The organism is Vibrio sp. 1731 (genome assembly GCF_033339955.1).
GTDB lineage: Bacteria > Pseudomonadota > Gammaproteobacteria > Enterobacterales > Vibrionaceae > Vibrio > Vibrio alginolyticus.
Map to the genome: position 1 here is coordinate 126930 of NZ_JAWOVO010000015.1, position 11184 is coordinate 138113.

General features: G+C 40.2%; 11 protein-coding genes and 1 pseudogene. 5 read left to right on the forward strand and 7 right to left on the reverse strand.

Annotated features, from left to right (window positions below; genetic code table 11):
• Positions 1–3: 3 nt before the first annotated feature.
• A complete protein-coding gene (locus R7035_RS17270) occupies positions 4–294 on the reverse strand; it encodes an ArsR/SmtB family transcription factor (RefSeq protein ID WP_005376206.1) in 291 nt (96 codons plus the stop codon).
• Between the two features lie 151 nt (positions 295–445).
• Here R7035_RS17270 and R7035_RS17275 point away from each other — a divergent pair.
• From R7035_RS17275 to R7035_RS17290, 4 genes and pseudogenes are all read left to right on the forward strand, one after another.
• Positions 446–613, forward strand: a pseudogene (locus tag R7035_RS17275) (pyridine nucleotide-disulfide oxidoreductase); the annotation flags it as partial.
• Between the two features lie 84 nt (positions 614–697).
• A complete protein-coding gene (locus R7035_RS17280) occupies positions 698–2401 on the forward strand; it encodes an FAD-dependent oxidoreductase (protein ID WP_193269603.1) in 1704 nt (567 codons plus the stop codon).
• Positions 2402–2812: 411 nt separating this feature from the next.
• Positions 2813–3199: a hypothetical protein gene (locus tag R7035_RS17285; protein WP_256730939.1), complete on the forward strand. Its 387-nt coding sequence runs from the start codon at positions 2813–2815 to the stop codon at positions 3197–3199.
• A 72-nt stretch (positions 3200–3271) separates the two neighbouring features.
• The gene (locus tag R7035_RS17290) at positions 3272–3529 is read left to right on the forward strand and encodes a helix-turn-helix domain-containing protein (RefSeq protein WP_031778283.1); all 258 of its coding nucleotides are present in this window, start codon (positions 3272–3274) and stop codon (positions 3527–3529) included.
• A 200-nt stretch (positions 3530–3729) separates the two neighbouring features.
• Here the strand turns inward: R7035_RS17290 and R7035_RS17295 are convergent, their stop codons facing one another.
• The 6 genes from R7035_RS17295 to R7035_RS17320 all read right to left on the reverse strand — a co-directional run bounded on the left by R7035_RS17295 (position 3730) and on the right by R7035_RS17320 (position 10402).
• Positions 3730–5172 (reverse strand): UvrD-helicase domain-containing protein, encoded by a 1443-nt coding sequence (locus R7035_RS17295; RefSeq protein ID WP_178311186.1) that lies wholly within the window; start codon positions 5170–5172, stop codon positions 3730–3732.
• Positions 5169–6878 (reverse strand): ATP-dependent nuclease, encoded by a 1710-nt coding sequence (locus tag R7035_RS17300; RefSeq protein ID WP_318146206.1) that lies wholly within the window; start codon positions 6876–6878, stop codon positions 5169–5171. Before R7035_RS17300 ends, R7035_RS17295 begins: the two co-directional genes overlap by 4 nt.
• Before the next feature lie 518 nt (positions 6879–7396).
• The gene (locus R7035_RS17305; protein ID WP_193269602.1) at positions 7397–8257 is read right to left on the reverse strand and encodes a hypothetical protein; all 861 of its coding nucleotides are present in this window, start codon (positions 8255–8257) and stop codon (positions 7397–7399) included.
• 135 nt (positions 8258–8392) lie between these two features.
• On the reverse strand, positions 8393–8791 hold the full coding sequence (locus R7035_RS17310) for a DUF6232 family protein (protein WP_025519062.1): 399 nt from the start codon (positions 8789–8791) through the stop codon (positions 8393–8395).
• 143 nt (positions 8792–8934) lie between these two features.
• The gene (locus tag R7035_RS17315; RefSeq protein ID WP_193269600.1) at positions 8935–9987 is read right to left on the reverse strand and encodes a hypothetical protein; all 1053 of its coding nucleotides are present in this window, start codon (positions 9985–9987) and stop codon (positions 8935–8937) included.
• A 136-nt stretch (positions 9988–10123) separates the two neighbouring features.
• Entirely contained in the window at positions 10124–10402 is a 279-nt protein-coding gene (locus tag R7035_RS17320) for a hypothetical protein (protein ID WP_020840791.1), read from the reverse strand.
• Positions 10403–10822: 420 nt separating this feature from the next.
• On the opposite strand from R7035_RS17320, the gene R7035_RS17325 reads away from it, so the two are divergent.
• Positions 10823–11110 carry a hypothetical protein gene (locus R7035_RS17325; RefSeq protein WP_041061931.1) on the forward strand — a complete coding sequence of 96 codons (288 nt, stop codon included), beginning with the start codon at positions 10823–10825 and terminating at the stop codon, positions 11108–11110.
• The last annotated feature ends 74 nt before the right edge of the window (positions 11111–11184 follow it).

Genomic DNA, 11184 nt, shown 5'->3' on the forward strand with positions numbered 1-11184 from the left:
TAATTACTTACAGAAAACTTGCTTAAACGCTTCAACCAGCGGACCAACTCTTTCATCAGAAATTGAATAAAATACCTGCTGAGAAACCTTCCTAGCTTTAATGATGTCGTGCTTTCTCAATACGGTGAGATGTTGTGAAAAAGCAGATTGGCTTAATGATGAACCTTCAAACAGTTCACCGACCCCTTTCTCGCCTTCAATCAGCTTACACATCACGATTAGGCGCTCTGGATGAGCCATAATTTTAAGCAGCTCACTCGCTTCGGTCGCACTTTGTAGCATACTGTCGCCCATTCTTATGCCTCTTCATTACTACATTACATTTCATTAGATATTACTAATTAATATTATTAAGTCAATGCTAATGTAGATTAAATAACATTAGACTCAGCTAATTTATTTAAGTAAGGTGTAGGCGTTTTCGATCATTCAGCAGGAGAAATCCATGAGCAAAATCGTGATTATTGGTGGGGTTGCTGGAGGTGCATCTGCAGCAGCTCGCGCTCGTCGTTTAAGTGAAGATGCAGAAATCATTATGTTTGAACGCGGTCCATTTGTGTCATTAGTCAACTATATGATAGACGACATTAAAAATAGTTTAGCACTGCTCTTAATATAATCTTAAAAACAAACAAAAATTTACTTGTTTTCGAGTGTATTATTGTTTGTTTTTTACTCGCTAAGTTGGAGTGTCTATATGACCAAAATTCTCATTGTCGGTGGTGTGGCTGGCGGTGCATCAGCAGCAGCCCGCGCTCGTCGTTTAAGTGAAGATGCAGAAATTATTATGTTCGAACGAGGTAATTTCGTGTCTTTTGCTAACTGTGGCCTTCCCTATCACATCGGTGGCGACATCAAAGATCGCAGTAAATTATTGCTACAAACACCAGAAAGCTTTTTAGCGCGTTTCAACGTTGATGTTCGTGTAATGAATGAAGTGGTATCGATAAACCGTCAAGACAAAACAGTGACAGTAAAAAATCTTCTTGATGGCTCAGAATACGAAGAGACATACGACTTCCTATTACTTAGCCCAGGTGCAGGCCCTATCGTTCCACCAATCCCTGGTCTGGATAACCCGTTGACTCATTCACTTCGTAATATCCCTGATATGGATCGCATCATTAAAACGATCCAGATGAACAAGCCAGAGCACGCCACGGTTGTAGGCGGCGGTTTCATTGGTTTAGAAGTAATGGAAGCCTTCCACCGACTTGGGATTAAAACCACTTTGCTTGAAATGGCAGAGCAAGTCATGACACCTGTTGACCGTGAAATGGCAGGTTTTGCTCACGCAGAAATCCGTGAAAAAGGGATCAACCTGAAGCTTGGGGTGGCGCTTGAATCTGTTCAGTTCTTACCTAACGAGCATATTGCAAGTATCGAGGCTGGTGAAAGCGAAAAGCACCAACACTTAGAAGGTGAACTGGAACTCACTCTAAATAACGGTGAAAAACTCACCACCGATATTTTGATTATGGCAATTGGTGTTCGCCCTGAGATCAAATTGGCAAAAGAATCTGGCTTAGAAATCGGTGCTCTAGGTGGTATTTGTACCAATGAATACATGCAAACTAACGATCCTTCAATTTACGCTGTTGGTGATGCAGTTGAAGAAAAAGATTTTGTCACTGGCGAGCAGACACTTGTTCCTCTAGCTGGACCAGCAAACCGTCAAGGTCGTATGGCTGCCGATAACATGCTAGGTCGCAAAGAAACTTACCAAGGTACACAAGGTACTGCGATTTGTAAGATCTTCGACCTTGCTGTGGCTTCAACAGGAAAAAATGAGAAACAATTGAAACATGCTGGCGTTGAATACGAAAAAGTTTACGTCCATACCGCAAGCCACGCGAGTTACTATCCTGGTGCAGAAGTCGTTTCATTTAAAATGTTGTTCGATCCAAAGTCGGGCAAGATTTTCGGCGCTCAAGCAGTTGGTAAAGACGGTATCGATAAACGCATCGACGTTATGGCCGTGGCTCAACGCGCAGGTATGACGGTAGAGCAACTTCAACACTTAGAATTGACTTACGCGCCACCTTTCGGCAGTGCAAAAGATGTGATCAACCAAGCTGCGTTTGTCGCAAACAACATCATCAAAGGTGACGCGATTGCGATTCATTATGATGAAATCGATAAATTGTCTGAAAACCAGGTCCTTCTTGATGTACGTAATCCAGGTGAACTTGAGTCGGTAGGATATCTTGAAGGTGCAATCAACATTCCTGTTGACCAATTACGTCATCGTATGAACGAACTACCAAAAGACAAAGAGATTGTGATTTACTGTCAAGTTGGGTTACGTGGTAACGTTGCTTATCGTCAGTTAGTTAACAATGGTTACAAAGCTCGTAACCTTATAGGTGGCTATCGTACTTACAAGTTTGCAAGGGCTTAATATCCTCTAGACACTCTATTCGTTCTAAATAGTAGAACTAAAAAGCGAGCTTCAAAGCTCGCTTTAAATTTTTGTTTTATAGTCATTGCATATCAACCAAGACCCTGAGCTAACAAATTCGAGCGGCAACGCAACGCATGTAACATTAATAAAGCTACCAATCACATCGCCTACATGTCCGCGATCAATAAAGGACTTAATTGCCAAGCATGGCACTGATGAAGCAAAATCAGGAAAGTACGAAATCACTGAGCACAACTTTGAAGAAATCATGTCTCACTTCAAACCCGCAAATGCGCTATACAAGAGAAGTACAGAAAAGTAGAGTTACATGAAAAACAAAGTGTTGTTATCAATGAAGATAAACACTCTCTTTGTGCAATAGCTGCGAAACTGCATGAAGCTGTAGAGATGTTTGATGAGCTAGAGAGTGAAGATGAGATTAATGCTGAAGAAGCGCAAGAACTCCATCAGGCGCTATACAGAATGACTTTAAGACTAAATGCAGCGAAGTTCCCTACTGTTATGTTCAATGACCATGTGTTCAGTCTTGACGACAGTAATAACTTACAAGCTATAAGAGCGAAAAGAAAAAGTATTGCATCAATCTCTCACGCATCAAACTTAAAAAGATTTGCACCCCACGCTAGTGCTTTAACACCTTTCGATTACAAGCCCAAACCCAAAAAAGCAGGAGAAGGTGCTCAAAAGCTAATCGCATACTTAGCGAAAGCAGAAGCAAACACAAACTGGAACCAACAGCCCCATCGGGGCTGTTTTCTTATTCTCACACGCTAAAGTTGCCTTTTACCTTTGACTGGGGGTAAAACTAAAACTACCCTCGATAGCGGGTAAATACGAGGAATTGTTATGTTGATAACATCGCCGAAGCAGTTAGCAATACATCTTCGTGATGAAAGAAGACACAAAAAGCTGTCTCAGACTAAAGTTGCTGATCCAGTTGGACTTAAGCAGGACACCGTTTCTAAGTTTGAACTTAATCCAGAAACCACCAGCATTCAGACATTGTTTCGCATCTTATCGTCGCTAAATCTTGAAATGCATATTGTTCAGAAAAGCGAAAGTATCTATCCGAAGTCGTATGATGATGACGGAGAGAAATGGTGAGTCAAGTCATTCCCATGCATGGGAACACACCGAAGTCGGCATGCTTAACGAAATCGAGTGCTGCCGAAATTGTAGCTCACGACTGGACAATTCTGTGTTAGAGACTTTCCTAAATTAGCAACCCATAAAAAAATAAAGGTATGGAAAATCTGGACAAAGCAGATTTTTGGCAATTATCGTTGGTTGATATTATGTTCACTCTAATTTTTCTTCGTTTTGTGGTTTGGATGATTTGGGTTTAACACTTCAAACCCAATAGATTCAAGGCTTTTAACAATGTCATCGTGGTTGTATTTGTTGCCAAGTAAATCCATGTCTACTGCAACAACAAGCTCTGACTCTGCCCTCGTTAATGCAACGTAAACCATATTCCAAGTCTTGTTGAACTTGGTTACAGCATCCTGCATTAAGCATTTGAAAATCGCTGGTGTTAAGACTAATACACAGACCTTAGACTCTAAGCCCTTAGTGCGCTGGATGCTGCTTATTGTGTACTTAGCAGAATTATCCTTGGATGAACTATATTGCTCGGCAGATCGGCAAAGATTTTTGAACAACTCTTTTTCATACGGAATTTCCAGCGTGGCAAGAAATTTACGTATGGAACTATTGTTGTCATTTTTGGACAACAGAGATGCAAAGAAACGCTGTAATGAATATATGACCACCCCTTCTTCGTATTCGGGGAATTTTACTGTGAGTAGCTCTTCTACCTCAGGGTCAAACTCGGGTAGTGCTCCTGTTTGTTTAGTTGAGTAGTTACCTTCTTTTCTGAAGATGCTAACTAAACTTCCATTCTCAATGTGATGGCTAAGTACAGCGTCATAATGGTCATCTTCTGTAGTGATGTATGTGAGGCGTCCTTCAACTTCAGACAAGCTGATCTGCTCTTGCCCTTTGGGGCAGAAGGTATTTGATAGATCAAGAATCCTCTGTGGAACCCTACGAGATGTCGTGATATTCGGCAGCACTTGTACTTTTTTGTTGGCTTTGTTTTTTGCTAACCAACCTTTGAAATCTTGTGGATAATCGATTGCTTGCTTGGGATCGCCTACCATGTAAATATCAGCAGAATTCTCGCCGATTTTTTGAAAAGCTTTAAGAGCGGTTTCGTCAAGATCCTGAGCTTCATCAAGGAAAATCTTGTCGATCGCACTGCTTAGGAGTTTGTGAACTTTCCTAACTTTAGATTTCTTCTTCTGGCTGTTGTGTTTTGAATAGTTTTCATCGACAACTCTCCATGCCGCAGAATATGTTTCATCGACATGTATTACCCCAATTTTCTTTAGCCTTGAAATGGTACTCTTGGCTTCTCTTTGTTTTTTCTCAGCAGACTTTCCAGCAGGAAAGTTTGAGTACGTTTTGCATTGTGAAGAGGTGGTGTGTACTTCATTTAAAACAAAAGGAGAGTAAGGGTAAATGACCTCATTCAATAGAAACGTGTGAACTGTGCAAACTACGATATTGTCTGGCAAGTATCCTAATTGTCTGATAATCGCTTGAGAAATGTTCTGCGTGGCATTATTGGTATAAGTAATCGCAAAGATTTTCTTATGCGATGTTGAGTCGTAGTGCGCGATGATCTTCTCAGCCAGACCATGAGTCTTACCTGCGCCAGCTCCAGCTATCTGAATTTCAATCATTTCATGAAATCCAAGGCTTCTTGAATGTGCTTGGGTAACGAGATCGGATCTTTGTTCTCTTCATCTAAGATGGAGTCAGCTATCCTGAGCATCCTTTCAGCTTTGCTTTTCTTCAGGAACTCAGCCATATCAGCAGAAGTTTTGTACTTCTTCTTGAAAAGTGTGTTCAAGCGGCCAAGGTTTCCATCAGCCTCTGCAAGATCATCTTCGAGCGTATATTTGGTAGTGGTTCTTACTCGAATATTGTCGTTATCAGTATCGTATTTTTGATGCTTATCTTTGGTTGAGTCATTGTCATCATAATCTCGAATTATGCTTAACTTCTTCTTAGTATTGCCTTTGTTAACTTGTAGCCAAACGTCCATGAAAGTTGTAAAGCCCGTTTGCTCAATAGAAATAACTTCAAGACTACTAACATTTTCGTTATTGCGATATAGGATAGCGTTAATCAGCATCTCTTCCGTAGTGCCTTCAACGAGAACAGTCTTGTTGCTCAACAGTAGTTTTAGAATGTCGAAGTTTGGTCTCTTACGAAGGTAGTTAGTAAGATGTTTCTTACTATCAATTAGGTGGTTCGCATTATTTCCCGATAGGACGATCACGTTGGTTAACTCAAGTTTATTGATGACCAGTGGACTATGGGAGCTAATTAGCGTTTGTAGAGACGAGCCGCCTTTTTGTGTGCTTTTGTATATAAAATCAGTTGCGAAGCGGAGGTTGTTGACGCTGAGGTGTGCTTCAGGTTCTTCGATACAGCATAGGTTGAGTGCATTCTTGTTGCCCCTAAAGAACTCAAATAATAGGTAGATGTACACGAGGTTACGATATCCAAGACCACGCTGATACAGATAGCTTTCACCCGACTTCAGAGTAATGTTGGATAGGATGCTTTTTAAATTAGGCAGATTCGGGATACATTCCAGCTTATCAACAATCTCGTCGAAGAAGTTCTCGAAGTCTGGATCAGGTGTAACGATTTTTGTGAATGTCTCGGTGTTTTCGATTGCATCGAAAAAAGAAGTGTATGCGCTGTTAATCTTGGCTTTGTCGGAATCTTCGAGAGCGGAAATCAACATCTTAGTCAGGATGTCGTTTGATTTCTGAGTGTTACTCTCGGCAAAGTCGTCACGCTCAGCGTTGATCGAGTTGATGCCTATAAGTCTTAAATCAGAATAGCTAACCCTTAACCCATTGTTACTTTGTGTTATGTCGTAGTCATACAGCTCAATTGGCAGGTTGAACCAGCGTGTATCTTTTATGTCCCCGATACCTTCAAGTAGCTTCTTGGCAGCCTTAACAAATTGCTCTGTATCTTTGGGCTTGAAGTCGTAACGAATCTTGTAGCTATCGTCGGCTTCTTCTCCGATTATCCACTTCCCAATAACGCCTTCTTCAATAATGTTCTTTGGCTCAGTAAACTCGACCTCAACTCGCACCTTAGGAATCAGAAGCTTGATCTCATCATCGTCCTTACCATTGATGATCGCTTGGTAAAACTCTTTGATTGCTTCGCGGTTGATATCCGATACTGAGAGACGTTTCTTATTGAAGCTAATGTCATTGTTGTTAAGTGGCAAGGCAAGAGCATCGAATAGGTTAGTTTTACCTGCTTCGTTTTCACCAATAATTACGCTTAGTGGTGAAAACTTGATCTCGAAGTTTTTAAAGGCTCGATAGTTTTCAATTTCGACTGTACGAATGTACATTTATCTTCCATGTAGTTATTGTTTGTTATCATTTTCATAAAGTTAACATCAAACAATGTAGGCTGAAACAAACTTAGACGAAAAAGTAGCCCCTCATCAAAACCATTGTGAACTTCAAAATTTCCTAGTAACTTGAATCTCACTCCGTTGAGATGAATCGGTGATCCATTCTAAGTCATCCGTTGGGCGCGGTATATGCCTATGTAGGTGCGTACAAAAAGCATTACACCAAGTAAGTCAAACTTGATTGTTGTGAAATGAGCAACTAATGGCTCTAGCTCATTTTGGGGCAAAGGTGTGTTTACTGTGATCGGTTTCAGCACACCTCTGGACAAAAATGAGCCAGCGACTTTGCTAAATTAGTAATAAATGAATAACTACAGGTATGGAAAGTCGCTTAGTTTTGATGGTGCAGATCAGAGCAACGCCAATGCTTCCGCAGACCACCTTAAACACCAAACGCAACGCATAGTAAAAATGCCACGCGTTGCGAATCACTCTTAAACAGTTTGTTATGTTCAAAACGGTATGTCGAAATCCAAATCTAAATCGGACTGTTGTTCTAAGGTTTTTAGCTCTTCTTCGATAAAGACGATAAAGCCCCAACTCTTATCAACTAGCTCACGAATAGATTCAGCACCGATAACTAAGGGGTTCCCATCCTTATCATAACCAGCACGATGAACACAGTGATGCCTTGTACTAACAGCTTGGAATAACCACTTAATTTCACCAAAATCTACGCTCAACACTTCCTTGTACATGGGCTTAACTTTCTTAAGGTCATGGAATATCAAGTCTTTTAAGTACTTTGCTACTGTTTGCTTTAATTGGTTTTGCTTTTGAAATATTTCTTTAAGAGTGAATTTTTGCTGTGAAAACGTAGGATCAGTTTCTACTAGCTTTTGTATAAAGTCACTGTTGTTAGTGACCTTATGTATAAACGTAGACGCAAGATATGCCTCTACTGCAGCAACAACATGACCATGTAGCATTACATGCAAGCTAAAAGCTTGCTCTTCGGAAACTTCCGCTTCAAGAAGACCTTTTACGTTCTCTATTTGGCGTTCGAATACAGAAAACTGTTTTGAGCTTTCAATAAACCAATCGAGATCATCTTCACCTAAATCAGGGTAATAAGGGACTGAATAATTCACATCTATTTCACCATTATCGATGCTACATTCAGCATATGAGAATGAGTTGGTTATGTAAGCCTCATACATATCTCCACACTTCTCACACTCAATTTCTTCCCAATGTTCACTGGTACTATCACGAGATTTCTCTGCCATGAAATCGGGATCAGGAACATATACAGTCGCTTCGATATGATGAGAGCATCTACACACAAAGCTAATATCCATCAATAGACTCAAATTTTTCTCCTTTGAACATAACGCCTTGTTAAGGTGTGAGGCACGCAATACCGAAGGTTCCGCATAACACCTTAACCACTAAAGCCAACGCATAGTAAAAATGCCACGCGTGCCGAATCACTCTTGAACAATTTGTTATACGAATTTTTTCAGTGCCAACACTTGCTGTTCAAATAACTCACAATCTGACTTTGAGTATGACTTAGCGACATTAACCCATTGAACGCCCGTTTCATCTATGTGGCGAAACTCGACTTGAAGTGCATATTTAGAACAACGAAAAAGAGCAAAAACCAAACCTACAACCGTCAGACTAAGAACTAAAACTAGTAGCCATTGTGGCACCTCTTCCAACCTTGGAATAACTAACCAAACTGCCCCTGAAAAAACACACACCCAGAATAAAACTTGACCTAAATTATCAAGAAAACTTAACTTTTTAACCCTAACATTGTTTATCTTAGACAAAGGATATGAGTCTTTCTTAAACCTGAACTCTTTTGAATCCAAGTTAAAATCAGTATTTTTGTACATAATTTCCCTCTATTCGTATAACGCCCTGTTAAGGTGTGAGCAACTCAATACCGATGTTTCCGCAAACCACCTTAACCACTAAACACAACGCATAGTAAAAATGCCACGCGTTGCGAATCACTCTTAAACAGATTGTTAAGTATTTAGTCGTTGATAAACTCTTCCAAGTGCCTATCAAATGCTGGGAACCTATCTCTACCCGAGAAAGCCTTGTCTAAACTAATCATATAACTTGCACCACATGGGTTCTCTTTTACAGATTTAGTTTTCGCGTAATCACTATAGGAAGCCACAGCCCCTATCAGTAAAGATGACGAAATGGCTGTAATCGAAAACGGGTCACCTGCCAACGAGGCGGCTCCTAAGGCTGTCATTGAAGTTGGTAGCCCCATAGTAAATAAAGAACCTACTCCACCTTTTTTCAGGAAACCTTGAGACTTTTTCAAGTTACCTTTTGCTTGCATTAATTTATTTTTATAATCCGTGTAAATTAATCGTGCGTGCTCAGGGCTCTCACAACGATGAAACTGATCTGCGAAGTCAACTAACTCACTCCTAAACGCCAACTTTTCATCATGTGAACGGTTAACCACGTTGATGATTTTTTCCATAGAAACTTGCGACAAATTCTTAGGGAGCAAGTCGGTCATCATCAAGCTTGAATAAAAGCCCGATGCTTTCTCATCGTATACTTCTTCCTTAAAATTGGCCAGTTCAGAAAAGTAAGACCCAATAGCAAAGTTATCAGGCCTGTCAGTACATCTTTCAAGCAAGCGGCGCTCTGCTACATTTTGAGCCAAAAAGTACATATATCCACGGGCAACTTCTCTAGGCAATTGTATCCACCCTTCAGAGTCTAAGCCTCTAGAAAACTTATCCAACAACGGGTAAAGCGAAGCGTCTACTTTGTCAGGATGTACAAAAGAGATATCAGAGTCCTCCAAACCCGCAGGTGTATATGGCACACTAGCCATGAATTTCTCGAAGTCACCTACTGCCCCTTTGAGGTCATCTGAATCCAAATATATCGAACGGATCAAATCGCTATCGACAGCTCGTTTGATATCATCGGAATCTTGTGGTTCATAATTTCTTGGAACGATTCGGTATACACGATCCCAAACTAACAAAGTGGATTTCAACCATTCTTCATTATTAATTTCGATAGAAGGGTAATAAAGTACTGAATCTTTCATATATCCTCATACTGATACTTAACGCCCTGCTAAGGGGTGAGCAACGCAATACAAAAGCCGCCGCATACCACCTTAAACACAAAAACCAACGCATAGTGAAAATGCCACGCGTTGCGAATCCCTCTTGAACAGTTTGTTAGGCGACATTTCTACGTTTAACTTCTTTCTCATACGAAGATTCGTTGTATAGCCAAATAGCCCAAAATGCGAAAAACATCCCGATCGTGTAAATTGAGTAATTAAGAGCATTATCCGATAAGAAAATCGTAATGCTTGCCGCATCAGAAGATGGATAAAGGAAAATAACATTAAAAATCATGTACAAAATGGCTGTGACGAAAGTTGTTCTGAAAAGCCAATTTAAACATCCTTTCTTTCGAGATTTTTGCCAATTATCAAATGCTTTACCATTCATTAATCCACTCCTTTTCTATTAACTGAAGCTAGATTCACGCCAAGATACTATCACTACTCTATCGTTTATCTCATGTCGCCTAACGCCGCGTTAAGTGGTGAGCAACGCAGATCACCCTACCTAAACCATTGTGCCATAAACACATAAATTGACCTAAAGCTCAGAATGCCAAGCGTTGGGAATCCGTCTTAAACGCTTTGTTATGCACGTGTTGACGCCAACTTCTGCTTCTGAGATACTTCTTTGGGATTATTAAGAGGAAACAAATGACGTAGTTTTATAATTTTACATTTTGACTTAGTTACAGACTGCATCATTTGCGAACCTGTACCTAAAGTTTCATGCAACGAGCCGTGCTATGAGATTTTAGGTACAGGTTTTTTTTTGGATTTTTTTCAAGGATTCACGACAGGAACATCAATGCCAATTAGTACAATAATTAATTTTGCTGCTACAGTTTTTGCACTGATAGAGGTGTGTCGTTACCTGTATATGTGTTTTAAAAGTAAAGCTAATCCTAGATTAGAGAAAGTCGTTAGCAATGCTCTGGCAGCTAGTTCAGCTCCAATGGGATTCGCTCTAATCATTGCAGGTTTTGATCCCTCAATCATGAAGCAACTGGAAGGGCTAAACATATACTATACGTTAGCTGGAGTAAGCCTACTCTTTGTTACCTTTAGAGCTTTATTTGGAAGAGAAAGTGCATAACGCCAAATTAAGGTGTGAACAACGCTAACCACTCTACCTAAAGAATTGTGCCATAAACACTAAATTCACTTAAA

Excerpts from the sequence above, each read along its gene's own strand:
- R7035_RS17280 (WP_193269603.1), top strand. The coding sequence starts at position 698 with ATGACCAAAATTCTCATTGTCGGTGGTGTGGCTGGCGGTGCATCAGCA.
- R7035_RS17310 (WP_025519062.1), bottom strand. The coding sequence starts at position 8,791 with ATGTACAAAAATACTGATTTTAACTTGGATTCAAAAGAGTTCAGGTTT.
- R7035_RS17315 (WP_193269600.1), bottom strand. The coding sequence starts at position 9,987 with ATGAAAGATTCAGTACTTTATTACCCTTCTATCGAAATTAATAATGAA.
- R7035_RS17290 (WP_031778283.1), top strand. The coding sequence starts at position 3,272 with ATGTTGATAACATCGCCGAAGCAGTTAGCAATACATCTTCGTGATGAA.
- R7035_RS17325 (WP_041061931.1), top strand. The coding sequence starts at position 10,823 with ATGCCAATTAGTACAATAATTAATTTTGCTGCTACAGTTTTTGCACTG.
- R7035_RS17320 (WP_020840791.1), bottom strand. The coding sequence starts at position 10,402 with ATGAATGGTAAAGCATTTGATAATTGGCAAAAATCTCGAAAGAAAGGA.
- R7035_RS17295 (WP_178311186.1), bottom strand. The coding sequence starts at position 5,172 with ATGATTGAAATTCAGATAGCTGGAGCTGGCGCAGGTAAGACTCATGGT.
- R7035_RS17300 (WP_318146206.1), bottom strand. The coding sequence starts at position 6,878 with ATGTACATTCGTACAGTCGAAATTGAAAACTATCGAGCCTTTAAAAAC.
- R7035_RS17285 (WP_256730939.1), top strand. The coding sequence starts at position 2,813 with ATGTTTGATGAGCTAGAGAGTGAAGATGAGATTAATGCTGAAGAAGCG.
- R7035_RS17270 (WP_005376206.1), bottom strand. The coding sequence starts at position 294 with ATGGGCGACAGTATGCTACAAAGTGCGACCGAAGCGAGTGAGCTGCTT.